Genomic DNA, 26131 nt, shown 5'->3' on the forward strand with positions numbered 1-26131 from the left:
ATTTGAACCAGCTTAAAGCACCAAGCACTAGAGGCGGGATTTTCTGTCCTTTTAGGTAGAGTTTTAAATTTCATACCCCCTCACCCTCCACCCCCCAGCAACCCAAAACCTAAAGGTAAACATTGCTTGTAATGAGGTAGGGGATAGGTGTGTGGCCTTATTCTTGCTGTAATTTTTTGACTAAATCGATCACTTCTTGTATTTGTGTATTATTAAGTTTGCCTTCATGCACGAATCGCACCTTGCCTGCTTTATCTAGCACGACAATTAAACTTTCTTGCTTTTTTAAATCCCAAGCTTTTTGCACCACGCCGTCATTATCCATCACCACTTGGCTTTTTGGATGCTCTCTCTTAGCCTTTTTGGTTTCTCCGCGCACAAAAAGTCCTGTACCCATAATGGCATCATCTACATTAATGATGTTGGTTGTTTGATATTTATTTTCGTCAAAATGTTCTGCAACAATGCGATCCATAAGAGGTTGATTTTCTGCCTTCACTCTTTTGCGACCAGCTATGTGTTGGACGATGCGCACTTTTCCTAACAAATTTTTGCTATTCCACACCCTGTATTGTATGGAATCTCCATTCAAAACAAGCTCACCCTTATCTTGCACCACTACACCTGCTAAGGGTTGATTGAGCGCGATATTGCTCCCGTGCACCATGCCTAATGTTAATAACAGGCTTCCTACTATCTTTTTCAAAACACCTACCTTAAATCAGAGTTCCGGGAATTATACTATTTTTAAGCGTAAAGGAAGCGAATTTTATACAAGTCATCATTTTAATCTATAAAAATTAACTTCAGTAATTCGTAACCAACACTTCTTGGCTGGGAGCGTGTTTGTGCTTGGTTTGGTAGCTGGAATTGGCGTAGCTGTATGTCAAGGGGTGGATATGCCACCTTTGTGCTCTGCACCATTCTAAGAGCAAACCATGCTCTGCCCCCTTATGCTCGATCACATTAGAGAGGGCAAATTGAATGCCCCTATGGCTAGCTCTCTCTAAAAAGTGCAACAAGTCTAGCTCATCGCCCACAGACCACCCCCCATTTTCGTTATAGCTCGCACAGCCCAAGAGATAGGGCGGATCAAGATAGAGAAAATCCTTGGCACTCAAGGCGTTTAAATCTATCTCTCTAAAGTCCATGCATAAAAAAGAACTCTCTTGAATCCTTGCTTGAAAAAGCTCTAACTTGCGTCTAAGCCTTGCATTGAAATCTCGCTTGCCTACGGGCAAATTAAAGTCCCCCTTAGCGTTAAAACGCATTTGGTTATTAAAGGCAAAGATCAGCAACACCAGCAAGAATATGGGCTCTTTGTTTTGGTTATAACTCTCTCTCAGCCTTAAAAACGCGGGCTTATTGTGTGTGCTTAAACCCGCGTTAGAGGTGGTGTTGTAGTGGCTATAGCCCCACAGATGCGATTGGCTAAGCCCATGCGTGGCGATGATCTGATCGATGTGTTGTTCTAAATTGGGGGTGCTTTGGATGTATGCTAGTAGCTCAATCAAGGCGGGGTTTTTATCCACGCCCACGACTTGATGTGCCTTGATATTTGCCCCCACATTAAACCCCCCACAAAAGATGTCGTAAAAGGTGTGGATATTGGGTGGGAACTTGGGGAGTATTTGGGGCAAGAGCCGAAATTTACCCCCCGTGTAATTAAGGGGTGATTGGATCAAGTGTTGCCCTAGCTTGTGTTTTTCTTAAACTAGCCTTAAGTTTATGAGGATGGACTGCACAGAAAAACAGCCGTTCTTGGTGGTTGGCGATGGCGGACTTGCCCGCACTAAAGGGGGTGCAATCCTTGCCAAAAACCGAAACCACGCCCTTTTGCCCTAAAATCTCTAAGATGTCGGCATCGCTAATCTTAGTGTTGGAGCGTGGGTTTGCACTCTTAGTGTTATTGTAAGAAAAGAGAATATAGCGGGCTTGCAAGCTGTCTATGAGTTCTTTAAAATGCTCTTTGGCATTTTTTAGGCAATACTGGCTTCTTAGTGCGCTCAAGTCCATTTTGCCCGCACTGCCAAAAACGGGGGGCTTTTTGTTGCGGGCAATGTTCTCTAAGAAGTGGTAGGCGTTGGCGTATTGGCGTGAGTTGTAGGGGGGGTCTAAATAAACAATGTCGACTGATAGGCACTTAGCGAGCACATTAGCATCCATGTTAAAAATTTGGTTATGGGTGTTGTAAGTATCGGCAATGATGGGCATACGCAACTCTAGGGGTCTTTCTAACTCCCCATTTTTGCGGTAGGCATCGTAATGCCCCACGGTGTTGGCGATCCGATCAATGGCGTAAATGAGAGAAGTTACCAAGATAGAATACTCCCGCTCATTTACTTCTTTTTTTTTAAGCTTTTCATCGAGATCATCGCGAATCCATCCCACTAGCTTAAGATTTTTGGCACTTAAGTAGGTGTTGGCGAAGGTTTGGCTGTAATAGTTGTCGGTTAGGTCAGTGGCTTGATTGTAGTGGGTAATTAGGTGCAAAATCAAGCCCCTATCGTAGGGCTGATGTGAGAAAAAGCACACATAGGCGTGGTGGTTGCACGCTAAAAGATCATTAACCACGATGTCAAAGCTTGGGTTGAAGTGGTGGGCAACCACACCCGTGCCCGCAAAGAGATCGGCAAAGCTCTTGCACCCCTGCGTGTGCTGGCGTATCACTTGTGCGATCAGGTCTAGCATGTGTGCCTTGCCCCCCAAATAACGGCGGTTAGAGATGTTAAAAGTTTTCATGGGGCACATAGAGCTTGCACCGCCTGCCAAACTTCTTTGTGCCAAGTGTGGGCGATGGGCTTGGGGTTGTGATAGCTATAGTCTTTAAAAATCGTGGCGATCAACGCCTTAAAATCGGGCTTTTTCTCTAAGAGGTAGCTGAGTTGTTTGGTGTCCAAAGCAAAGATTTTAACCCCCTGTGTACTGAACTTATGTCGTGTGTGCTGAAGTTGTGTGTAGGCACTCGCTCTAAAAAGATTGATGACATTGGCATCAAGTTTGTCAGCGATGAAAAAGACATAAGAGTTTCGATTGTGCTGATCGTTTTGGGCACTTAGGTTTGTTCCATGCCTGATGACGGGCTCTAACTCCCCCCGCTTTTGGGCGTTTTGATCCATCAGAGTAACTTCTAGCATGATGTCAAATGTGGCATGGCGTGCGATGATGTCGCCATCCCCACCCGGGGCATGCGACAAGGGCAAGCCATCGGCATCTAGGCTTAGTTTCATGCTATCTCGCAAGTTAAAGTCCTTGCCACTGATCCTATGCCACACAAGGGCACTGATGCATTCAAAGATAGTCGGCACGCTGGCGTTGTCTGTAACTTCTTTTTGGATTTGGGGGTGTTGCTTTTTATCGCCAAACAGCTCTAAGAGGGCGCAAAGCTGGCTGTCTGTGTAACGATTCTCAAGCTTGGCTTCAAATTGGCGGTCGTCTTTGTTTTTTAAAAAATCTTTGGTAGAAATTTGGGGCGCAATTTGGCACTTAGCCCTAATACGCTTTTCAAGGCTCTCTAGGGCGTTTTGGTCTAGGTTTAGTATTTCTATCAAGGTTAGGTCTTGCTGAAGGCCGGTGGCCATTCTAGGGGGCAAAGATTGCGTATGCAAGATGATTCGACTTTCAGGGCTAAAAATTTCTTGGATCACTTCTCTTTGCTTAAGGCTCACCAAACCATTGCTAAAGCTGATGATCCCTGTAACCCTAAAGACACGGATCAACACATCGCTATACTCTTGCACAAGGTCGTGGTGCTTAGAGTGGCGATACATCTCGTAGAATCGGCGATTAAATTCTTGTAGATTGGGTGCGTTAAACAGGGCGTTTTCTTTGCTAATGAGCGACTCTATGAAAAAGGGCTTGCCAAACCCAAAGGCTTTAATAACAGCTGGATCAGAGCCAATGGCGTGCAAACTCTCTAGGTTTTGGGGGTTTTTGGCGTGGTAAAAGTCTAGGCAAGCTTGGTAGAATTGCCCGTAGAGAGCTGTTACTTTTTTGCTTTTGCGGTTTTTAAAGTGGGTGTAAAATTGTGTATTTTTGATGGGGGCGTTTGCAAAATGCACTTCTTGGCTATCTGTGCATAGCGCGTTGATAAAAACATCGATGTCTTGCTTGTTCTCTACAACCCTTTGATAGCCATCAAAGATGCTTGTCAGTTGTTCTGCATGTTGTGTGGGCTCTAAGCTTAATAAAATCTTACAAAAGTGATCTTGGGGAATTTGTGGGTGTCTTAGCAAGAGTGCAAGGGCTATGCGGTAAATGTAAAGGGCACATTCACCCTGATATACCCCTAATTTGAAAAGTTGCCGTAAAAAGGCAAGGTTATCTGCTCTTAAGCCTAGCAAGTTTTCTAAAAAATCTGGCTCAATTTTATTCTGCAAAAAGGCTAAACCTGCTGGGGTCAATGCCCGTTTTTCGTCTATAAAGCCTATTTTAACAAGTGCATTGCTGTAGGTTCTTGCCCGCTTGGCTTGTTCTGCTGGAGCGATGTCTTTTTCTGGTGGCTTGATGAGAGCACTCTCTAGCACATAGCGGTAAAACAGCTCTTGCGAGCCGTTGTATATGTCCCACTTTAGGGGCAAATCTTGCAAACCCTGAAGCAGGATTTTGTAGTCGCTGGCAATCTCTTTGCGCCTAAAGCCGGTATCTCTAAGATTGATGGGGGAGTTTGGTTTTTTGGTGATCATTTAGAGTTATCCTGTGGGTTTGGTTGGTTTATTCCTCATCATCTGGATTTTTAGGTGGGGGTGGGGGTGGGGGTTTGGGGGGGTCTTTGAAGGGGGGGCCTTTTTGGAGCATCTCAGTGAGCATAGCAGCCTTTTGGGGATCCATTTTGGCTAGGATTTTACCCATGTCCTTAGCCTCTAGGGTAGAGAGGATTTGCGCGGCTTGGCTGGGGGGGAGATCTTGTAAAATGGGGGCGGCTTTAGAATCTTTCATCTTAGCGTAGGTGCTAGAGAGTTTGCTCTGGCTGGCTTCCTTGATCTCTTTAAGCAATTCCTCATTTTTAGCGATCAAATTTTTTAGCTTTTTTTCATTCTCTTCTTGGGTGGTTTTGAGCTGTGCCTCCTTGCCCTCAAGTTCTTTAAGTTTAGCACTCAGAGCCTTTTCGCGCTCGTTCACCTTTGCGCTGCGTTGATCTAGCAAGTGCTGGGTTTCATTTTGTAAGGTTTGTAGAGTAAGGGCGCGCTGTTGGAGCATTTGAAGCTGTTGATCGATCTCTGCCTTTCTAGATTCAAAAATGGCGTTGCATTGCAAAAACTGATCGGCGGCTTTTTGTTCTGTTTGTGCGCCGCACACACAAAAGACTAAACAAGTCAATGAGAAAATTCTACGCATGGAGATTTCTTTTTTGATAGAACGCGCGCGCGCTGATCGCATCCATTTGTTTTTGTTCTAGCTGTTTGAGACGCGCTAATTCCTTTTGAGTTTGCAAAGTGTCCAAGTAGGTGATTTTTTCATGTTCGATCATGGACTCCTTATATTCTGCTTGGAGTTGCAACCCCTTTTGCTGGAGCAAATCAATCTCGTGGTTGAGGCGATCGATTTCATAGCGGTAATTTTGTTTGAGAGCGTTAAGTTGGGCAAAATTGCCAAACCCTCCCTCAGAGGGCAGATTGAGCGCATAAAACTCTTGGATTAAGGCTTGAAGAGCTTTTTGTTTGCCCACGATTTTAGCCTGATTATTAGCGATGGTAATCTCACACCGCTGCACAACTTGGTGCTTGATCTTTAATAAGGCTTTAAATTGGCTCATCTTAATATCATTTCCTCACGCTTAGGGCTAGTAGAGATCATGCTAATGCGCACCCCCACTAACTCCTCAAGGGCTAGAATATACTCTTGGGCTTGCTTGGGCAGATCGCCAAAGCTTTTTGCCCCCGCGCTACACTTCCAGCCTTTAAAACTCTGATAAACCGGTTGCACTCCCTCTAGGCAATCAGGCATGCTAGAGAGAGTTTGCCCCTGCCTGCTATAGCCCACACTCACTAAGATTTCTTCTAATCCATCCAAAACATCTAATTTCATCAAGGCTAACTCCGTGCATCCATTCAGACGGCAGGCATATTTCATTGCTAAACTATCAAAATACCCACAACGGCGCGCGCGATTGGTAGTCGTGCCAAATTCATGCCCTCTTTGGCGTAAAAATTCCCCCACCTCTGCACATTCCTCTGTGGGAAAAGGACCATTGCCCACCCGCGTGCAATAGGCCTTAGCCACGCCAATCACTTTATCAATGTCCTTAATACTGAGTCCGCTCCCACTACAAGCTCCTGCGACAATGGTGGTTGAGCTTGTAACAAAGGGATAAGTTCCAAAATCAATATCTAGCATACTCCCCTGTGCGCCTTCTAGTAGGATTTTTTTTCCAGCGTCCATACCCTCCCATAAAAGTTCTGTTGTGTCGGCAATATAGGGCAAAATAAGAGGAGTGTAACGATCTAGGTAATCGTTGATGGCTTGCCTGTCTATATTAGTTTGCATTTGGGTTAGATGATCTTCTAGACGATCTTTTAAATAGCTAGGATGGCGCAAATCCCCCACGCGTAACCCCAAACGACCGATCTTATCTTGGTAAGCAGGACCAATTCCCTTACGCGTGGTGCCTATGGCATTTTTAGATTCTTGGCGTGTTTCTAGCATCTGATGGTAGGGCAAAATCAAATGCGCGCGGCTGCTCACAAAGAGGCGACCCTTTAAGTCTGAAAATTGCGCGATCTCAGAGGCAAGCGCGTCCAAAGCTACAACAACACCATTGCCAATGACATTTTTACACTGAGGATAAAGCACGCCTGAGGGGATGAGATGGAGGGCGTAAGTGTGATCATTGGCTACAATGGTATGCCCCGCATTATGCCCGCCTTGAAAACGCACAATAAAATCATAGTCCCCGGCTAAGCGATCCACCAATTTACCCTTACCCTCATCTCCCCACTGCACCCCCACAACCACATCTGCCATTTTTATCCTTTTGTCAAATTACACAAAGAGAGATTGCACACTCTCATTGTGATAGATGCGCCGAATCACCTCTGCAAACAAGGGTGCAACACTCAAAATCGTGATTTTGGGGTGAGTCCCTTTAAGGGGGATAGAATTACTCACAATCACCTCATCTAGCGCGCTTTCTTGAATGCGCTTTTTGGCATTCCCGCTCAAAACTGCATGCGTGCCAATAGCCATCACCGAGCGCGCTCCTCTTTCTTTGAGCATGCTTGCTGCCTTGCAGATGGTCCCGGCAGTGTCCACCATGTCATCAACTAAAATAATGTCTTTTCCCTGCACTTCCCCGATAATATTCATCACCTCTGATTCATTGGCCCTTTCACGCCGTTTATCCACAATCACTAAATCCATGCCTAGCTGGCTAGCAAAATAGCGCGCACGCGCCACACCGCCAATATCTGGGCTGGCCACCACCGGGTTTTTAAAATCTTTAGAGCAAATATAGTCTCTAAAGATGATCGAGCCGTAAAGATTGTCTACTGGAATGTTAAAAAATCCTTGAATTTGCCCGGCGTGTAAATCCATGGTGATCAAGCGATCGATGCGCACGGTTTGCATCAAATCGGCTACAAGTTTGGCACTAATGGGCACTCTAGGGGCAGCCTTGCGATCCTGTCTAGCATAACCAAAATAAGGCACTACAGCCGTGATCGAATTAGCAGAGCTGCGGCGCAAAGCGTCCACCATGACCAATAACTCCATTAAATTATCATTTACAGGCGCGCAGGTGGGTTGGACGATGTAGACATCCCTCCCTCGCACCGACTCGCTAATTTGCACATTGATCTCACCATCGCTAAAACGGCCTAAAACGACTTTAGAAAGCCCCACGCCTAGATGTTTAGCAACCTCCTTACCAAAACCCGGATGTGCGCTCCCGCTAAAAATTTTAAAACTCCGTGTCCGCATACACTTTCCTTTTAAGTGGTAAAATAGGATTTGCCTTTTTCCTTGAGATTTTGATAAATGGCTTCAAAATCCACACCATATACTCGTGTATCTCCAATCACACTGATAAAATTAGTATCTTTGGCAAAGCGAGGCACTAAATGTCCATGCAAATGTGCAGCAATCCCAGCCCCACCAGCGTCCTTGAGATTGAAGCCTATGTTGATTCCCGATGCGTCAAAATCATAGAGAAGTTGTACACCCTCATAAATGCGCTTTTGCAAATGTTGCCAATCTTGCAGGCTTAAAAGCTCGGGGCTATCTACATGTTGGTGGGGAATCACCATAAAGTGCCCGGGATTATAAGGGTAGCGATTCATCAATACTAAGACTTGTGCGTCTCTATGCAAAACATGGTTTGTAGTGTCTAAATGAGGGGCTTTACTAATGGCACAAAATACACAGCCTTGGGAATCTATTTCTTGTAAATAAGGGCTACGCCAAGGTGCATAGAGCCGTTGCATCATTGTCCTTTAAATGTAATTGGGGGCATCGTTGGCAAATAAGATTAAATCTTTGGCAAGAGTAACGCTTTGTAGAAGTTGCTCTAGTTGGGCTTTATCTTTTAAGAAAATCTTTTGAGGTCTACTAATTGCCTTGCCTAGTGTGGTAGCGTTAAGTTCGCCCGTGATGATCACAATATCAAAAACTTGATCGATAGCCTTAGCTAGAGTGGCGTTAGATTCTTCATCGCTCTCTATGAGTCCGGGTGTTACGATGATCTTGCGCCCTACATACAAGCTAGAGAGGCGCACTGCTTCAAGCATACCCTTTAAATTCCCATTAAAACCATCATCAATAATTATTTTATCATTGAGGCGAAGAATCTGTAGGCGGTGTGGGACAGGATTGAGTTTGGCAACCAATCTTTGTAATTGCTCAATGGGAATGCCAAAATAAAACCCTACCATGACTGCTAAGGTGATGTTTTCCACATTAAAAGCTCCCAAAATCTTGCTCTCAAAGCGTGCCCATTGTTCTCCTAATAAAAGTTCAAAACTTGTGCCCTCTAAGGTGGCTTGAACGCGCCTGACTTGCCCGGGATAAAAAGTGATCTTGTCTTTTTGTGAGATTAATTCTTCTAAGGCTTCGTTATGGTGGCAAAAGGCATGCTCTAAACGAGACGATTCTAAAAGCTCGGCTTTAGTTTTGATTACATTATCTAAGGTTTTAAAGTACTCAATGTGTTGTGCGCCCACTTCTGTGATGATGGCGTAGTGGTGGTTGAGAAGTTTGCTAATGGCTGCGATGTCTCCGGGCTGGCGTGCGCCCGCTTCAGCAATGTAAAGCGTGGCGTTTTCTGGGAGATTTTGATTGATGTCTTGACTAAGACCTAATAGAGTATTGGTGCTCCCCAAAGAGCTATAAACAATGTGTTTGCTTTGGAGCATTTGATAGAGATAGTTTTTGACGCTGGTTTTTCCAAAACTTCCCGTAATAGCAAGAATTTTAAGATTCTTCATGCCTAAAATTTTATCTTTAGCCAGTTGCACATAGCCCCGTGCACAAAATTTTTCAAAGCCCAGTGCTGCCATCTGAGCAAGCACCACCAACAAAAGAATGCGCCAAAAGCTTGCATGTCCGCTAAAATGCCACAAAAGCGCATCGGCTAATAAGAAGAGTAGAAGTAAGGCAAAAGAACGCCCTACACGAGGCGTAAACACGAGTTTTTTATCCAGTTTTGAAGTCCACAAAAATAGCCATGGAATCTGCACGACTCCTACAAAGACATAAAAGGCGATTTGCAAATGCTCAAGATGAGCGATTACAAAAATTCCTAGAGGCAATAACAGATGATAAAAATGCCAACGCCATTTATGGTGTTTAGTGAACACCCGCCAAGGGCTATAGTGATACCATTGCAAGAGAGTCATAAAATAGTAATGCAGACCTAACACAAAAACCCACACTGCCCCCAATTCCAAAACGCTCATCAAGCCCCTTTAAAATATGCGCAACTATAACGATCCACTAGCGCGCCCTGCTTTAAAAAAAAGAAGTGATCGCCCTCTAGCACTTCAAATTGATTATTAGCAATCAAACTAGCCACGCGCTCCCCTGCTAGCAGAGGCGTGGCGCGATCTTGTTTGCCCCATAAAATCAAAGTTTTTTTAGTACACGCACTAAAGGCGGGGCTAAAATCTTCTTGCACACTGAATTTAAGAATCTCATACATCACCGGGCTTAAATCCCGCGCATCCGCACTTCTAAGCGCATTGAAGCGAATCCCCAAAGCTTTACAACATTTAGCAAGCTTGATTTTAAGACGGGTTTTTAGGGGTTTGGGGAGTAAAATCCCTGCCGTGCTCAACAAAATGAGATTTTGGCTTTGGCATAGAGTGGCCACCTTGCCCCCAAAACTATGCCCTAGAGCTATACAAGGCTCAATACTCCAAGATTCAAAAAAAGCATCCACAATGTGCGCATAATCCTCTGGGGTAAGAAAAATACGATTTGGGCTTTTCCCAAATCCGGGCAAATCCAAGTAAAAATGTTTATAATCTGTAAAGCAAGTTTTAAACGCGCCCTGCATCAATTCTTTAGAGCTCCCCCAGCCATGCAAAAAGACTATACTTTTTGTAAATTCTTTGTTGTGCACATCGTAGGCGATTTCAAAATCCTGCCCCTTGTAGGAAACATGGCGTTTGGGCATCACTTGGCTTTTTGGATTTTATTGATGTAATGGTAAGTAATAGGAATGGGTTGAGAAGTTGGTAATAGCACGCTTTCAAGCACATGGCTAAAATTTTCAAATAAATAATGCGCTAGACTTCCGGGTATAGGGTTGATTTCATTGAGATAAATCTCATTGTCAATCGCAAAGAAGTCGCAACGAATCAATGCACCAATAAAAAATGGATCATAGAGCCGCTTGAACAATTCTTGCATTTGGAGCTCTAAAGTGGGCTCAATCGCCGCTTTGACAATCTTTTGCGTGCGCCCAAAGTCTAAATACTTTTCCTCAAACCCCAATAATTCCTTTTTAGCAGGCTCTTCGATCATAGAAAAAATAAATTCCCCATTTTGCCCCATGCACCCGGCTAAATTGTATTCTTTTACTCCGGCTTTAAAAGGCTCTATAATCGCCTGAGAATCAAATTCAAACACCTCATCTAATCCATAAGCGACATCCTTAGGTTCTTGGATCACACTAATGCCTATGGAGCTGCCCAAATGATTAGGCTTGGCAATGAGAGGGTAATTTAGATTTTCTAGCGCGCTACTATCACGGCTATTTAAAAACACATAGGGGAGGACATTAACCCCTTTCTCTTTAGCAAACATTTTTGTAAAATATTTATTCATGCTCAGAGTACAAGCCTCTACTCTAGGACCAATAAAGGGCACGCCAAAAAACTCCAGCATAGAAGCCAATTTGCCATCTTCACCATCGCCCCCATGCACTAAATTAATCAACATGGCAAAACTGAGCTGTTTCTCCCCTAAAAACCCCTGTGTGTAAAAACCATTTTGCCTTAAAATAAGCTTAGGGCACTTCTTATACTGCCCTTTGGCAAAAAAATTAGAACGCATATCTTTTGGTGAGATGAGGTAAAAATTCCGCGTCGCGTCTAAAAAGATAAAATGTTCAATTTTAGCCCCCAACACCTCTTTAAGCGCGACTGCGCTCACAATACTAATCTCATGTTCATAACTCACCCCGCCAAACAAAACCCCATAAACCAAGCGTATCCTTTGACTCACAATACCGGTCATTATAACTAAATCCATTTTAAAGATATAAAAAAAGTTTTCTACAAAGTGCGCAGACTGGTTTTGTAGTTTTTGCATCAAAAAATCTTGGCACTTTCATGCTAGAATGGGGGTTTAAATCCCATCAAGGATCGCTATGGACTCCCAAATACAACATGCCTTTTTAGAGGCTTTACAAAACATAGGCGTAGCGGTGTATCAAAGTATCAAAAGTAGCGATGCGCACTACACTCAAAACACCAACCCCACCGCAGATTTACAACTAGATTTAGATGTAAAAGTGGATCGTCTGATCTTTGATCATCTCTTGCAACTTGCTCCTGTGGGTGGGGTGATGAGTGAGGAAAGAGAGCAGGCACATTATAAAGAGAACGGGGATTTTCTAGTCGCCTTTGATCCCCTAGATGGTTCTAGTGTGGTGGGAGCTAATTTTTTGGTGGGGAGTATTTTTGGTATCTATGAGGCTAGGGATTTTACAGACTCCAAAATCGCGCAAAAAATCCAAATGGGCGCGTATATCCTCTATGGCGCAAAATTAGAATTAGTGTTGGCTGTGGCTGGCAAAGCGACGCATTATTCTTATGATGAGATCAACCACTTATGGAAACAAAAAGATGTGTTGCGTCTCAAAGATAAGGGCAAAAACATCGCCCCCGGGGGGAGTTGGGAGTTTTTTGATACTTCCTACAAGGCATTTTTAGAGGGCTTTTTCAAACAGGGGTATCGTTTGCGCTATAGTGGGAGCATGGTAGCTGATGTGCACCATTTATTGAGCAAACAAGGGGGGATTTTCTGCTACCCTGCAACTAAGGACGCACCTCAGGGCAAGTTGCGCAAACTCTTTGAAGTGTATCCTCTAGCCTTTGTGATCGAGCAGGCTGGGGGAGTGGGCTTGGTGGGGACTAACCAACAAAGGCTTTTAGATACAGAGTTAGAGAGTTTGCATGCTAAAAGCCCTTGTTTTTTAGGTTCAAAAGTAGAAATGCAGACTCTCAAGGCGTAAAGAATGGAAACTGATTTTGAAGAAGCGTTAGCGCAATGGCGCAAAAAGATACAAGATTGTCAAGAGCGCAAAGGTGTTGGGTCGTGTTTGAAATGCAGCTTAGTTTTGGAATGCAAAGATCGTCAAGCTTTTGTGCAAAGTGTCTATGCCAGCATGAATAAGGGACAACAGGGTAGCTTTGATTTCTAAAATTCTTAAAATTCTTGGATTTTTCTGTTGTATTTTGGGGGGTCTACAGGCGGAGAAAAATGGCATCTTTTTGGCTACGGGGTTTCAATACAGCTTTTTAAAAACCACGCTCACGGGGAGTTTTCCTCTGCCTGATGGATTGCACATCACCCCCGGACAAAGCAGTATGTATGGTGTGGCTCTGCGTTTTGGCTATAAACATTTCTTTCGCGCGCAAAGGCGCAATGGATTGCGCGTTTATGCCTTTTATAACTACGGCTATGCTAGCCCCACTTTTACTGGCTTAGAGCTCAATAATAACGCCTATGGAGCGGGGATTGATTATCTCTATAATTTCTTAGACAGCGTCAAAGTTCAGGCGGGGATTTTTGCCGGCTTTGCTCTTGGGGGGAGTTCATGGAGCAGTAATCAAGATCGGGTTTTTAAAAATCTTGTTGCCAACTACCCTAATACTGCGGTCAACTTTAGTTATTTTCAATTACCCTTGCAATGGGGTTTTAGAGTCAATATGAACCGCCACAATGGCATGGAGATGGGGGTAAGAATCCCTCTTTTACATAACTATTATTTTAAAGACATTGTTGGTGGCAAGACAAGCGGGATCACTTTCCAAAGAAGTGTTATTTTATATGTACACTATGTCTTTACCTTTTAGGTGTTTTTGGAGATTGCTTTGGACACGCCTACTTCTTCTCTGCGCTTAGGTATTTTTTATATGGCTCTGGGGGCTTTGGGCTTTGGATTGCTCAATGCTCTTATTAAAGTGCTGGGTTCTTATTATTCGCCAATGGAGAGCGTTTTTTACCGCTCTTTTTTCATGCTCTTTTTTCTAGGCATTCTTTATTACATCAAACCTTTTTCTTTTAAAGCCCATAAACCCGGTGGGCTAGGCTTGCTAATTTCGCGCGTACTGATTGGTCAAGCGGGCATGATTTTAATCTTTTATAACATCGCTCGCATGCCACTAGGCACAGCCATTGCCTTTAGCCAAACCGCCCCCATTTATGCCATTGTGATCGCATGGCTAGTGCTTCAAGAAAAGGTAGGTTGGAAACTCATTGTTGCAGCTCTACTAGGGATTTTGGGCGTGGGATTGGTGGCTAATCCTAGTACAAGCGGGCTTACTTGGGGGTTGGTGCTCTCTGGGGTGTTAAGTGGAGTGATGGTGTCTTGTGCCTATGTCAGCCTCAACAAGCTTAAAGAATATTATGATGGTGGCTTTGTGATTGTCATCTTTTCTTTATCATTAACTCTCATAGGTTTTGTGGGCATGTTTGTGCACATCCCTCCCTTTGCCTCAGGTTACCACCCCATGCGCTTTGAGGGGGCTTGGTGGCATTGGGATTTGTGGTTATTGATTGCTACGGGCTTGAGTGGTGCGCTAGGCCAGTGCTGCATTACCAAAGCATATATGATTGCCCCAGCTGGACTCATCTCTCCAGTGGATTATAGCCGCATTCTCTGGGCAGTCATTTTTGGAATGTTGCTAGGCGACCCATATATCCATACAGCACAATTTTTTGGCATGATTTTGATCGTATTCTCTGGCGTGTTTATTGTGCTGGAGAGCAAAAAAGCGCAAGGTTAATCCCATATCTACTTCCAAACCCCTCTACCCTGCTCTCTTAGCTTTTTTTATGATTGCAGATTTATTGCTAGGGATTTATCAAAGCTCAGAAATATCAGTGAGTTATAAAGAAGCCCTCTTTTACTTCAGTACACCAAATTACCTAGCCGATCGTCTGTTTTTGCAGGCTCTGCATGCTCTTGTGGATTTTTCTTCGGCATGGATTTCTAAGGACATCGCCCTAAGACTTCCTAATCTGCTCTTGCATGTCCTCAATGTTTTTTTGATTTATCTGCTCAGTTGCAGATTGCAGTCCAAATACCCTTATGACCCTCTATTGAGCGCACTCACCTTCGCGCTCTTACCCGGCGTGCAATTAGGAACGATTCTCTTAGGCAAGGTAAGTTTACTTTTAAATATGGCTTTATGGGCGATTTTGGTCTTTAATACGCGCTATTTTTATGCACTGGTGGTTTTATTTGCTTGGGGAGATTCAAGTTGCATGGTGCTCCTAAGTGCTTTTTTGCTCCACACCCTCAAACACAAATCTTATCAAAAAGCTCTCATTATAAGCGTGGCATTGTTATTCAATCTGCTTTATTTTAAACCTATTTTTGGCATGCCTCAAGGCTTTTTTTTAAACACGATCTTTGTGATGTTGCTGCTTTATTCTCCCTGCCTTTGTCTTTACTACCCCTATGCTCTTTATACTCAAGTTGTTAAAAAACATAGGCAAGACAGCTTAATAGGTCTAGTGGGGGCCACGGGGTTTTGTTTACCCTTAATTCTTTCCTTGCGTCAAGAGCTTTATGCACAATTTTTAGCCTATGGAATGCTAGGCATCCCCATTCTTTTAAAACAAGCCCTCTCAAGTATCCGCGTGCATCTGCCCATTTTTAGAACCCATTATCGTATCCGCTATAGTCTTATCTTTGGCACTCTCATTTTAGAGAGTTTCTTTTTATGGGGAGGGTATAACCCTATGGTGCGCACACACTTTATTGTCAAAGAATTAGCCACAACCCTGCAAGAGAGGGGGATCAAAGAGATACGCACCTTTTCGCCTAAAATGGCTCTTAGACTGCGCTTTTATGACATCAAAGAGGGGGGGAGAATCTTTTTAATCGAGTCCAATAAGCCCGCTGACATCAACATCTCTTATAAACACAAGATTGTAGCCAGCTACACTCTAGTCTACAAACCCTAAGAGCGTTTTAATAACGCGTCTATCTGCGCCTCATAGCTGTAATAATCTAGGGTTTCATACAATTCTTGTCGGGTTTGCATGCGCGCGATTTGTCCTTGCTGTGTGCCCTTGATCTTTAAATCCTCATACACCTCTAGGGCGGCTTTATTCATCGCTCTAAACGCGCTCAAAGGGTAGAGCACCATTTCTACTCCCGCGCTTTTTAACTCCTCTACATTAAAAAGAGGCGTGCGTCCAAACTCGGTAATGTTAGCTAAAATGGGCACTTTGAGGGCCTGTACAAAGGCTTTATATTCCTCTAAGCTTTGCAAAGCTTCGGCAAAAATGGCATCCGCGCCCGCCTTGATGTAAGCCTGCGCGCGCGCAATAGTAGCCTCTAAACCCTCTTTAGCATACGCGTCTGTGCGCGCGATGAGATAAAAACTTGGATCAAGTTTTCTAGCCTCACTAGCCATGTAGAGGCGATCGCACATCTCAGAGGTGTCCACACACTCTTTATTAGGGCGGTGTCCGCAACGCTTGGCACTGACCTGATCTTCGATATGTGCCCCTGCTGCCCCGCTTTTAATGAGCTGAGTGATTGTCCTAGCTACATTGAAAGCAGGTCCAAAGCCCGTATCAGCATCCACGATCAAAGGGAGATCGCACGCCCCGCAAATACGGCGCACATCTATACACACTTCTTCTAAGCCTGTGATACCCAAATCTGGCAAACCATAGGAAGCGTTGGCTACTCCTGCTCCAGAAAGATAGAGGGCATGGTGTCCTACCTTGCGGGCTTGCAAAGCTTGATAGGCGTTGATCGTGCCCACAATCTGCAAGGGGGAGTGTGCTTTTAAAGCTTCTCTAAATCGTTCTCCTGCGCGCATAAACCCCCCTAAAAAGCAAACAGATCAGAAAAGCTGTCAAAATCCATTTGTAACAAGGCTTCTTCATGAAAAATGATCTCTTCAATTTGGGTAGCTCGTTTAGAGGCATAAACGCCACGCACAGCCTGTTTAAATTTGTCATAAAGTAAGGGAGTGCCCTCATCACGGCGTTTTTTATGCCCAATGGGGTAGTGGACATCAACCTTTTGCGTACAACTCCCATCTTTAAAGTAAATTTGCACGGCATTAGCGATGGATCGTTTAGTGGGGTCTAAATATTCCCTGCTATATCGATCGTCTACCTTGACCTCGCAGAGTTCTCTTAGGGTATCGATGCGCGGATTAGCTGCACATGTATCGCTGTAAGCTTGTGCGTCCAGTTTTCCATGAATGAGCGCATAAACTACCATGTATTGGATACAATGATCCCGATCGGCGTAGTTATGCAGGGGACCGGTTTTATTAATGATACGATGACCCGACTCTTGAGTGGTGATTTCAATTTTGGCGATCTCTTCTAGGCGATCTTTGATTTCTGGATAGAGTTTTAGGGCGCATTCTACCGCCGTTTGGGCGTGAAACTCTGCTGGGAAAGAGATTTTAAAGAGCACATTCTCCATCACATAGCTCCCCAAATCCTGAGCAAGATGTAAAACCTCTCCGCGCTCATTTTGTGTTTTCATATACACATCTTGGTAACCCCAATAAGCCGCGCTTAAAACAGAGGGATAACCCATCTCCCCACTGAGAGCCTTGAGGGCTAAATCCACGCCTCGACTACTCGCATCTCCAGCCGCCCAAGACTTCCTAGAACCCGCATTAGGGGCATGGCGGTAACAACGCAAACTACCCCCATCTACAAAGGCATTTGAGATCGCATTGCGCACCTCTTCAAAGCTCCCACCTAGCATTCCTGTAGCTACAGCTGTGCTAGCAATGCGCACCAAGAGGACATGATCTAGTCCTTCTACATTAAAACAATTTCCCAGAGCTAGGACACCTTGTATTTCATGCGCTTTGATCATGGCAGTTAAAATATTTTTAACTTTTAGGGGAGCTTTGTCTTGGGTGCGGTGTAGACGGCTTAAATAGTCTCCTAAAGCCCAAATTGCCCCTAAATTGTCTGAAGGGTGTCCCCACTCTTTGGCTAACCAAGTGTCATTAAAATCTAACCAGCGCACCATACAACCCACATTGAAAGCAGCGCGCACTGGCTCAAGCTGGTAAGAAGTGCCGGGCACTTTGCTCCCCAAGGGTTTAAAATCTGCTCCGGGCACGCTAGGGCCTAGTAATTTAGTGCACTCAGGGTGCTTGAGGGCTAATAACATGCAGGCAATCGAATCGATAAAACTTAGGCGCGCGCTTTGATAAGCCAAAGGCGAAGCAATCTCATAATCTAGCACGAAGCGTGCAAGAGTAGAGAGAAGAGGATCGAAATCTGGTTTAGCGTTCTCCAAAGTGCCCATATTTGACATTGCATATCCTTGAGATTGAGATAGGAGTATTATAGTTTAGCAATTTTAACACGCAAAGAGCGCGCTCCCCACACGCACTAAATTTGCTCCATAGGCAATGGCGATTTCAAAATCCGCGCTCATGCCCATAGAGAGAGTTTTAGCATTAGGGAGTTGATCAAAGAGTTCTCTAGCGCGCTGAAAAACCTGTTCGATTTGGCGGGTGTCCTCGCTATGTGGTCCGATGACCATTATACCTTGTAAATGGATTTGTGGGCAGGTTTGCATGATGTCATGGTAGGTTTGTAGGGCTAGCTCAGGGTTCAGCCCACTTTTTTGGGCTTCTTTTGTAATATTGACTTGCAAGAGGGCTTTAAGGGGCTCTTTAGCGCGCTCATTAATGGCTTGGGCTAGAGATAGAGAATGCAGACTATGCAAGAGGGCGGGCTTGAGTTCTAAAAGCTTATTGATTTTATTGCTTTGCAGAGGACCTAACATATGCCACTCTAGGGGCAAAGCTTGCAAGCTGTGGGCTTTGGTGTAGTAGTCCTGCACCCTATTTTCTCCAAAGGCGCGTTGTCCGCAGGCATAAAGGGCTTGGATTTGCTCACAGGTAGCGTTCTTTGAGACGGCCACTAAGCGCACGACATGGTGGCGGCTATAGGCTAGGCGGGCTTTTTCAATTTTAGATATTAAAGTGTCTAAGCGTTTTTTAAAATCCATGTCAGCCTTTCGCAGAGGTGTAAATGTGGTAGTGCTTGTATAAAGGGTCGCTTAAAGGGGGGATTAGGTTTTGATTAGCTAGATTTTCTAATACCTCCAAAGAACAATCCGTTTCTAGGGGCCACTCTCTGTGGTGCTGGTCTTGGGCGTTTTTATCGGTGGCATCAATGCAGATCAAAGACTTATCCAGCCAAATATCTCGTTGCGCGTCTATATTGTTCACAACGCGCCACACAAGCATGTAAGGATTTTTAAGATCATTTTTAAACGCGTCTACAAAAATAAGCGCGCTAATGTGCGGGGATAGAGAGCTTAGACTAGGAAATAAGGGCGTGAGGGGGCGTTTTTTATTCACCCCTGCGATACAAATGGGGTTTTTGGTGTGTGTGCCATATTGTTGCAGAGTGGTAACTTCGCTCAAAAGAGCTTGGAGGCGATCTAAAAGAGTGGTATCTGCTAGGGGGGTTTTGGGGTGAGGGGTGGGCTCTATAGCCTCTATGCCAAGCTTGCCACCAAAGGCGTAAGAGGGGCTGGCGTGATCGAGCGCGTCGCATATGCCCTGACTTAGCAAAGTCTTAGAGAGATCAAGATGGTTTAAAATATGCTCGCTGATGGCTAGATAGTTGGTGAGTTTGGGCGCATTGGGACCTACAAAAATGGCGTGTTTAACAAAACTCATCTGTCCCGTGCCCCAAAAGTGGTGCATAATTTGGCTAGAGTGCCCCGGATAGCTGGGCTGTATTTGGGCGAGTATGAGATTATGAAAAACCCCATTTTCAGGCATGTGGTAATCTAGCAAGCCATGCGCGCTCTTTTGCAAAAGAGGTAAAAATAGCCTCTCAGTGAAATACCCCATGTATTTATCTTCTAGGGGGGGTTTACCTACCACACTGGCTAAGTAAATGGGTTTTTCTACAAGAGCAATCGCGCTCACTTCAAGCACGGGGTAGGGTTCTTGGGGCGTGTAAAAACCGGTGTGATCGCCAAAAGGTCCTTCTAGGCGCGTTGTGTTCACATCAACCCAGCCTTCTATAATGATGTCCACATCTATAGGGACACAAAGAGGGTTAGTTTTGCAAGGGGTGAGCTGGGCGCGCTTGCCCTTAAGCAGACCATAAAGAGCTAGTTCAAACACCCCATAAGGCAAGGGGGCTTGCCCACACCAAGTATAAAGCGCATCCCCGCCAACACACACACTCACGGGCATTTTGACACCAGCCCTTTTATAGGCATGGAAAAAATGATTCGCGTCTTTATGGATTTGCCAGTGCAAACCTAAATGGTTTTGATCATACACTTGCAAGCGGTAAAGCCCTAGATTGCGATGTTTGCCATCTAAGCTTTGGGTGTAAACCTGCCCCATTGTGATGAAGGGAGCGGCATCCCTCTCCCAAGTAGTGAGGATGGGTAGATCGTATAAATTTACTTGATCACCGGTTGTGTAGTGGTGTGGAGCGGGCTTTTTGGAGATTTTAGGTAAAGCGTGCCTGAGCGCGCTCAAATCGCGCAAACAATGCCATAACCCCTTTAAACCCTTAGGTTTTTGGAGATTGAGCAATTTTTGTAATTGTTCTTGGCATGCTTCAATGGGTCTGCCGATGATGAGCTCTAGGCGTTCTTGTGAGCCAAAGACATTCATCAAAACCGGAATATCAAAAATGCGCTTGGTACTCTTGGGCTTTGTGAATAAAAGGGCTTGCCCCCCATGGGGTTTTTTGGCTTCGATGTAGGCGATATGGGGGATTTGGCGATCGATGTCTAGGGTAGTGTCAATAATCCGCAGAGCATGACGGCTTTTAAGTTGGGCGATGAGATCGTGCAACTAGATGGACACCAAAGACACGCCCAAGCAGTGGGGGATTTGTTGCAAGGCGTGTAAAATTTCTGAATTAATGGGGGTGTCCACAAGGATCACGGCTAGGGCTTGGGCTTTGGCGTTGCGCCCTAGACGGAAGTCGGCAATATTGATATTGTGCTTAGCCAAAGTCTGCCCCACATTGCCAACCACTCCGGGTTTATCGGTGTTTTTAAATAAAATCATGTGCCCCTGCGGGCTAATATCCATCTCAAAGCCGTTGATATTGGTAATTTTGAGCAAGTCGTTGGCAAAGACGGTGCCACTCACTTGAGTGATTTGAGTGGGGGTGTTTATCTGCAAGCTGATTAAATTGGTATAGGGCGTGGCATCCTCTAGGGTTTTTGTGCTTAATGTGATGTGGCGTTCTTTGGCAATAAAAGGAGCGTTGACATAGTTTACCTCATCGCCTAAAGTAGGCTTGAGCAACCCCATCAAAGTAAAAGTGAGTAGGGATTCTGCATACTCTTGGATAGGGCCAGATAAGGTCAATTCTAAATGCGTGCAAGCATCCTTATTGATTTGTGAGCAGAGAAAGCCTAGTTTTTGGGTGAGTTGCAAATAGGGTTTGGCATAAGAAGCCATGTTTTCTTGAATGGGGATATTGAGCGCGTTGGGGTAAGCACTCCCCCTTAGAGCTTGAATCACGGCTTGGGCAGCTTGCAAGGCGATTTGTTCTTGGGATTCTAAAGTGTTCGCCCCAATATGGGGGGTAACATAGACATTTTCTAAATCCAGCAGTGGGTTAGAGGTCCCGGGCTCTTTGCTAAAAACATCTATGCCTAGCCAGCGCACTTTCTTAGAGCGCAGAGCTTCATAAAGGGCGTTTTCGTTATAAAGCCCACCCCTAGCGCAATTAATCAAGATCACGCCCTCTTTCATTTGGGCGATTTCTTGCTGATCGATGATATTGATGGTTTCTTGATTTTTGGGAGTGTGGATTGTAATAATATCACAGGCTAAAATATCTGCAAAATTTTTAGTATAAATCGCGCCCAAATCGGCGACTTTAGATTTATGGATGTAAGGGTCGTAAGCAAAAACCTCCATTCCAAAGGCTAGAGCGCGCACACCCACCCGCGAGCCAATATTGCCAAAACCAATAATGCCCAGCTTTTTGCCACAAAGTTCTGTGCCATACCAATCCTCACGCCTCCATAGCCTTTCGTGCTTGAGTTGAGCATTGGCTCCGGGAAAATTACGCACGGCATTTAACATGTGTGTCATTGTGAGCTCTACAGCAGCGATAGTATTAGCTGTAGGGACATTCATCACAACAATACCCCGTTGTGAGCAGTGAGGTATATCTACATTATCCACTCCAACTCCAGCACGCACAATCACCTTAAGTTCTTGAGCTTGTGCTAACATGGAAGCATTGATGGGAGTCATGCTACGGGTGATGAGAGCATGGGCATTCTTGAGCATGCTAGGGAGCTCGTCTTTGGGTGTTGTGCAGAGATCAAGAACCTCTAAGTGAGATTGAGCAAGCAGGCGTGCAAGCCCGGCGGGATGGATAGGATCACAAAGAATAACTTGAGGCATGGTTTTCCTTAGTCAAAATGGTAGGGAATTTGGTAATAGCGCAAATCGTCTAAAAAAGCTTGGCGCACAGGCGACCTTGGAAGATAGATAATAAGAGTAATGGAGTGGCCTTTTTTGTCCGTAGCAAAATCAATACGCCTTGTCTTAAGAATTTCATTCAAACAGAAGAGCTGGTAGCTATCCAAATTTTGAACCCGCAACCTCTGCACGGGAGGGTAGCTACGAAATTCCAAAGTGAAACGGCGTTCCAGTGTGGGATAATCAAAATCAGGAGCTTCTTTTGACTTGTTAGATTGGGTATGGGAAGGACCCGGAGAGATCGGTTGCATTAGACCCAAACCAAGCTGATCGAGGTCTTGAGTTCTAGGAGGGGCAGATTTAAGATGATTGAGGTAAACTTTGCGTCCAATATCAACCATCACTAAAAACACCACCCCCACTATAGCAAGAAAAACTACAAATCTGAAATATCGTTTTTTCATTGCTCATATACTAGAATTTACCGCTAAGTTTATCTCCTAATGTCATTCTTCCTCCAGTGGCATTAAAGGCTTGCAGTTGCTCGCGTTCACGCTTGTGCTCCAAACGACGCACAGAGGCGCACACTCTATTTGTAGCTTTATCAACGGCAATCAGTACACCACTCACATCTTGTCCCATTTGAATTTCTTCTTTTTTTAAAGGGCCAAGGTCTTCGGTTTTAATGAGTACATCGATATTGTCTACACGCACAAAGATTCCAAAATCTTTAATGCTCACTACATTACCTTGGATGGTGTCGCCGATCTTATGTTGTTTGTTAAAAACCTCCACAGGCGAGGGTTGCTTAAATTTGGTTTCTAAAGAGATTTTCTCATCTTCCTTGTTGATACGAGCAATCTTAGCTTGCACGACATCGCCCACCTTGAAATGATCTACGCACTTCTTGTTTGCCTCCCAAAATGCGTCTTTGTTATGCAAGAGACCATCCACACCCCCCAAGTTCACAAAAGCTCCAAAATCTGTTAGGCTAACCACTTTGCCCTCAACAAGATCCCCAATACGATGTTTTGAAACAAATTCGTTAAAAGGCTTATCAGAAAGCTGTTTGAGTGAAACCCTAAGACGGCGGTTTTTGCTATCGATCTCAATAATTTTCACATCAATCTCTTGATCTATGGAAAGGTAATCTCCCGGATGTTTGACATCTTTATTCCAAGAAATTTCAGAGATATGCAAAAAGCCCTCTATATCGTTGCCAATATCCACAAAGACACCATAATTTTCAATACTGCTCACAACAACTTTAATGGCATAGCCCACCTTGAGCTTACTTTGAATCTCATCCCAAGGATCTTCCATAGTCGCTTTGATGGACAAAGAGAGTCTTTTTTTCTCTGGATCATAAGCGATGGCTTTGACTTGCACCTCATCGCCCTCTTTAAAGTGTTTTGCTGGGTTAGTCGACCCTCTGTGGGTGATCTCGCTGTAATGCACCAAGCCTTCCACCCCATTTACCTCTACAAAAACCCCAAAGCCTGTTACACTCTTCACAATACCCGTGTAAACAGCCTGAGACTCCATGAGCTTCTGTGCTCCCTCATGCCGTTGTCTGTCATGAACATCAAAAAAACGCTTCCTAGATACCACAATAGAGCCAGTTTCAGGATCGATATTTGTAACACACGCTTTAATATGTTTGCCAATGGGCTTACTATCACGGCGTAAGGAAGAGTGGGATTTGGGTAAAATATATTCTGCCCCTTCCTTATCAACAAGGATATAATTTCTTTTGTTATCGCGCACCACCCTGCCCTCAATGACCTTATCTTTATAATCTTGGCCTAGTTGGGAAATTTTAGCCTGTACTTTTTCAAAAACTAAGGCACGCTTGTAAGAAACATGAGGCCTTTCCCCTCTTTGAGATACATAAACGCGAATAGGGCTATCCACGCCAAAAAGAAGCCTACCCTCATCATCTCTAATTTCTTCTAGAGCAAGCCGCCCCTCTGTCTTGCCTCCAACACTGACCATGGCGTAGTTTTCAGCCTCATTAATGGAAACAACCACGCCTTCTTTAAGCACGCCCTTGAGATCTGCTTCGCTTTCCTCATGCATGTAGGCATCCATGTATCTTTTAAACTCTTCAGATTCGCTACTCCCTAAAGATTCCAACTCTTCCATACCAACCTTTTCAAAAATAACATTCAGCCCATTATAGCCTTTTTTCCTTATAATTGGCGATCATTTTAGAAAGGTAATAAGCGTGGATGCGCCTCTAGCGTTCAAGAAGACTTATTTTCACTCTGTGGCACTTGTGATCACCACCTATAACCAAGAAGCACGCTTATCAATGGTGCTAGATTCTGTGCTTGGGTTGGCGTGTTTGCCAAATGAAGTATTGATTGCTGATGATGGAAGCACGGAGTCAACCCGTGTTTTGATTCAAAATTATCAACCTCTCTTCCAAGAAAAATTCTTGTCTTTAAAGCATGTTTGGCAAGAGGATTTAGGATTTAGGGCTGCCAAGAGTCGTAATAATGCGATTAAACAAGTGTGTTCAGAATATGTAATCATTATCGACACAGACATGATTCTCTCCCCCATGTTCATTTACGATCATCTTTATTTTGCTCGCCCTAAACTTTTGTTGCAGGGCACTCGAATCACTCTCAATGCTCAAGAGAGCACCACTCTTCTTGAGTGCATGGATTTTACACTCGCTTACAACAAACGCTCATGGAAAAATTCCCGTTCGCTTTTTCTTGCTAGGTTAGTCGCTTGTCGGACACACCAACGCAAGTTGTTAGACAAAGCTGAAATTTGGCGCGATGGGATCAAATGGGTAAGAAGCGCGAATATGAGTTTTAGCAAGGCAGACTTTGATGCCATAGAAGGATTCCATGAGGGTTTTGTCGGTTGGGGTGGTGAAGATAGCGAATTTGTAGCGCGCTTTCTCTTTAATGGGGGAGAGGCTAAAAAGTTGCGCTTTTGCGCGCTAGCTTACCACATCCACCATCAAGAAAACAGCCGTCATAACGCTCACGCCAACCACATTCTTCACACCAAGACCCTATTGGGCAAAAAAATCAGTTGGAAAGACCCCCCTGTTTAAAAATCGATTTGATCGGAATTAACATCGGCTGTACCCGCGCCTACACCTTGTTGGTAGTTTCTAAGTTGTTTAAATACCTGCGCTTTAATGCGTTCAATGGCCGCACTACGACTGGACTGATCGGCACTAAGCTGTTTAGAATAGATAATATTGCCCTGACAATTCTTGATATTTAAATTGAGCCCAATGTGGAACTGCCCATTGGCACTGCTTTGATAAATTTTATTCTCTATGCTATAGAGACCAGAACCTTCATCTTGTTGGACAAAGCGCGCATACTGGCCTGTGAGTGCATCAGCAATCTCTTCATCAGAACCGGGGGCGTAGACGATACGCGCTTTTGGGTGCGGGCTATTTTCTTTGAGAAGATTTTGATAGGGAGTCAAAGATGCAACGCTAAGACCATAAGCATTGAGCAACTCTTGTAAGGGGAGAGCTTTATTGATACCGGTTATGAGCTTTTGCATCTCTTTGAGGAAAATGCCTCTGCAACCTTCGAGGGGATGCAATGCACTCAGACCATTGTACAGATTGTTGTAACGCTTTGTTAGCGTGTTAAGAAACATGTTTTTATCGAGTTTTAAGCGCGTGTAGCAGAGATGGTGTGTACATTCCTGTTTGTCTACCTTCACATTGACAAACTTAATAGAATCAACCACTAAGTTGATATTCTGAGAAGAACGCTTGTCCAAGGTCTTGTTCATGCGAGTCGTATTGCTAGTTGTTGTGGAAGAAACATTAACAACAATGCTGCTTGCTAAATCATTGAGAGCCTTTTCTTTGGCTATCTGTTTGTTTTCACCTGAGCCATATCCATAAAAATACGCCGGATTGCCATTAAAATTCTGATACCAGTCCGGAGGCGTAGCACCAAGCAAGAGAGGGGCAAATATCAAAGAAAGTCGCATACTTCTAACTAACATAAAAACTCCTTTTTAGTAGATTTTAGCATATT

At 44.4% G+C, this 26131-nt stretch carries 26 protein-coding genes; 6 read left to right on the plus strand and 20 right to left on the minus strand.

Annotated features, from left to right (window positions below):
- Positions 1-157: 157 nt before the first annotated feature.
- From C6H00_RS04195 to C6H00_RS04250, 12 genes are all read right to left on the minus strand, one after another.
- The gene (locus C6H00_RS04195; RefSeq protein WP_104749788.1) at positions 158-706 is read right to left on the minus strand and encodes a YtfJ family protein; all 549 of its coding nucleotides are present in this window, start codon (positions 704-706) and stop codon (positions 158-160) included.
- 100 nt (positions 707-806) lie between these two features.
- A complete protein-coding gene (locus tag C6H00_RS04200; protein WP_104749789.1) occupies positions 807-1685 on the minus strand; it encodes a DNA adenine methylase in 879 nt (292 codons plus the stop codon).
- Positions 1666-2742: a DNA adenine methylase gene (locus tag C6H00_RS04205; RefSeq protein ID WP_104749790.1), complete on the minus strand. Its 1077-nt coding sequence runs from the start codon at positions 2740-2742 to the stop codon at positions 1666-1668. The genes C6H00_RS04200 and C6H00_RS04205 overlap by 20 nt, the downstream gene beginning before the upstream one ends.
- A complete protein-coding gene (locus tag C6H00_RS04210) occupies positions 2739-4685 on the minus strand; it encodes an AlwI family type II restriction endonuclease (protein WP_104749791.1) in 1947 nt (648 codons plus the stop codon). Before C6H00_RS04210 ends, C6H00_RS04205 begins: the two co-directional genes overlap by 4 nt.
- Before the next feature lie 28 nt (positions 4686-4713).
- A complete protein-coding gene (locus tag C6H00_RS04215; protein ID WP_104749792.1) occupies positions 4714-5337 on the minus strand; it encodes a MotE family protein in 624 nt (207 codons plus the stop codon).
- A complete protein-coding gene (locus C6H00_RS04220) occupies positions 5330-5755 on the minus strand; it encodes a flagellar FliJ family protein (protein WP_104749793.1) in 426 nt (141 codons plus the stop codon). Before C6H00_RS04220 ends, C6H00_RS04215 begins: the two co-directional genes overlap by 8 nt.
- Positions 5752-6963 carry an adenylosuccinate synthase gene (locus C6H00_RS04225; RefSeq protein ID WP_104749794.1) on the minus strand — a complete coding sequence of 404 codons (1212 nt, stop codon included), beginning with the start codon at positions 6961-6963 and terminating at the stop codon, positions 5752-5754. The genes C6H00_RS04220 and C6H00_RS04225 overlap by 4 nt, the downstream gene beginning before the upstream one ends.
- Before the next feature lie 18 nt (positions 6964-6981).
- The gene (locus C6H00_RS04230; RefSeq protein WP_104749795.1) at positions 6982-7917 is read right to left on the minus strand and encodes a ribose-phosphate pyrophosphokinase; all 936 of its coding nucleotides are present in this window, start codon (positions 7915-7917) and stop codon (positions 6982-6984) included.
- A gap of 11 nt (positions 7918-7928) precedes the next feature.
- Positions 7929-8420 carry an HIT family protein gene (locus C6H00_RS04235; RefSeq protein ID WP_104749796.1) on the minus strand — a complete coding sequence of 164 codons (492 nt, stop codon included), beginning with the start codon at positions 8418-8420 and terminating at the stop codon, positions 7929-7931.
- A gap of 9 nt (positions 8421-8429) precedes the next feature.
- Positions 8430-9890: a Mur ligase family protein gene (locus C6H00_RS04240; protein WP_104749797.1), complete on the minus strand. Its 1461-nt coding sequence runs from the start codon at positions 9888-9890 to the stop codon at positions 8430-8432.
- Positions 9890-10609: an alpha/beta fold hydrolase gene (locus tag C6H00_RS04245; RefSeq protein ID WP_104749798.1), complete on the minus strand. Its 720-nt coding sequence runs from the start codon at positions 10607-10609 to the stop codon at positions 9890-9892. Before C6H00_RS04245 ends, C6H00_RS04240 begins: the two co-directional genes overlap by 1 nt.
- Complete coding sequence (locus tag C6H00_RS04250; RefSeq protein WP_233704411.1) at positions 10609-11688, minus strand: D-alanine--D-alanine ligase; 1080 nt, start codon at positions 11686-11688, stop codon at positions 10609-10611. The genes C6H00_RS04245 and C6H00_RS04250 overlap by 1 nt, the downstream gene beginning before the upstream one ends.
- Positions 11689-11806: 118 nt before the next feature.
- On the opposite strand from C6H00_RS04250, the gene C6H00_RS04255 reads away from it, so the two are divergent.
- The 5 genes from C6H00_RS04255 to C6H00_RS04275 are packed head-to-tail and all read left to right on the plus strand — an operon-like array spanning position 11807 to position 15636.
- Positions 11807-12673, plus strand: coding sequence for a class 1 fructose-bisphosphatase (locus tag C6H00_RS04255; protein WP_104749799.1), 867 nt, complete (start codon positions 11807-11809; stop codon positions 12671-12673).
- A 3-nt stretch (positions 12674-12676) separates the two neighbouring features.
- A complete protein-coding gene (locus C6H00_RS04260; RefSeq protein WP_104749800.1) occupies positions 12677-12862 on the plus strand; it encodes a hypothetical protein in 186 nt (61 codons plus the stop codon).
- Positions 12852-13517: an outer membrane protein gene (locus C6H00_RS04265; protein ID WP_233704412.1), complete on the plus strand. Its 666-nt coding sequence runs from the start codon at positions 12852-12854 to the stop codon at positions 13515-13517. Before C6H00_RS04260 ends, C6H00_RS04265 begins: the two co-directional genes overlap by 11 nt.
- Before the next feature lie 6 nt (positions 13518-13523).
- Positions 13524-14450: a DMT family transporter gene (locus tag C6H00_RS04270; protein WP_267891993.1), complete on the plus strand. Its 927-nt coding sequence runs from the start codon at positions 13524-13526 to the stop codon at positions 14448-14450.
- Positions 14451-14499: 49 nt separating this feature from the next.
- Complete coding sequence (locus C6H00_RS04275) at positions 14500-15636, plus strand: hypothetical protein (RefSeq protein WP_104749869.1); 1137 nt, start codon at positions 14500-14502, stop codon at positions 15634-15636.
- Here C6H00_RS04275 and prpB read toward each other — a convergent pair.
- From prpB to C6H00_RS04310, 7 genes are read right to left on the minus strand one after another with little or no spacing between them, the layout of a single operon-like run.
- Positions 15633-16505, minus strand: coding sequence for a methylisocitrate lyase (gene prpB / locus C6H00_RS04280; protein WP_104749801.1), 873 nt, complete (start codon positions 16503-16505; stop codon positions 15633-15635). The genes C6H00_RS04275 and prpB overlap by 4 nt on opposite strands.
- An 8-nt stretch (positions 16506-16513) precedes the next feature.
- On the minus strand, positions 16514-17980 hold the full coding sequence (gene prpD / locus C6H00_RS04285) for a 2-methylcitrate dehydratase (protein ID WP_104749802.1): 1467 nt from the start codon (positions 17978-17980) through the stop codon (positions 16514-16516).
- 45 nt (positions 17981-18025) lie between these two features.
- Complete coding sequence (locus tag C6H00_RS04290; RefSeq protein WP_104749803.1) at positions 18026-18682, minus strand: YggS family pyridoxal phosphate-dependent enzyme; 657 nt, start codon at positions 18680-18682, stop codon at positions 18026-18028.
- 1 nt (position 18683) lies between these two features.
- Entirely contained in the window at positions 18684-20504 is a 1821-nt protein-coding gene (locus C6H00_RS04295) for a menaquinone biosynthesis decarboxylase (RefSeq protein ID WP_104749804.1), read from the minus strand.
- Positions 20505-22082, minus strand: a complete 1578-nt coding sequence (serA, locus tag C6H00_RS04300) for a phosphoglycerate dehydrogenase (protein ID WP_104749805.1) — start codon at positions 22080-22082, stop codon at positions 20505-20507. It abuts the gene before it with no gap.
- A gap of 8 nt (positions 22083-22090) precedes the next feature.
- Positions 22091-22564 carry a hypothetical protein gene (locus C6H00_RS04305; protein WP_104749806.1) on the minus strand — a complete coding sequence of 158 codons (474 nt, stop codon included), beginning with the start codon at positions 22562-22564 and terminating at the stop codon, positions 22091-22093.
- A 10-nt stretch (positions 22565-22574) separates the two neighbouring features.
- Positions 22575-24245, minus strand: a complete 1671-nt coding sequence (locus C6H00_RS04310) for a 30S ribosomal protein S1 (RefSeq protein WP_199769183.1) — start codon at positions 24243-24245, stop codon at positions 22575-22577.
- Between the two features lie 82 nt (positions 24246-24327).
- Between C6H00_RS04310 and C6H00_RS04315 the strand changes: the two genes are divergently transcribed.
- Positions 24328-25176, plus strand: coding sequence for a glycosyltransferase (locus C6H00_RS04315; protein WP_104749808.1), 849 nt, complete (start codon positions 24328-24330; stop codon positions 25174-25176).
- On the opposite strand, the gene C6H00_RS04320 is transcribed toward C6H00_RS04315, so the two are convergent.
- On the minus strand, positions 25173-26099 hold the full coding sequence (locus C6H00_RS04320; protein WP_104749809.1) for an LPP20 family lipoprotein: 927 nt from the start codon (positions 26097-26099) through the stop codon (positions 25173-25175). The two genes, C6H00_RS04315 and C6H00_RS04320, sit on opposite strands and share 4 nt — an antisense overlap.
- Positions 26100-26131 lie beyond the last annotated feature (32 nt).

It is taken from the genome of Helicobacter cynogastricus (genome assembly GCF_900197855.1).
Lineage (GTDB): Bacteria > Campylobacterota > Campylobacteria > Campylobacterales > Helicobacteraceae > Helicobacter > Helicobacter cynogastricus.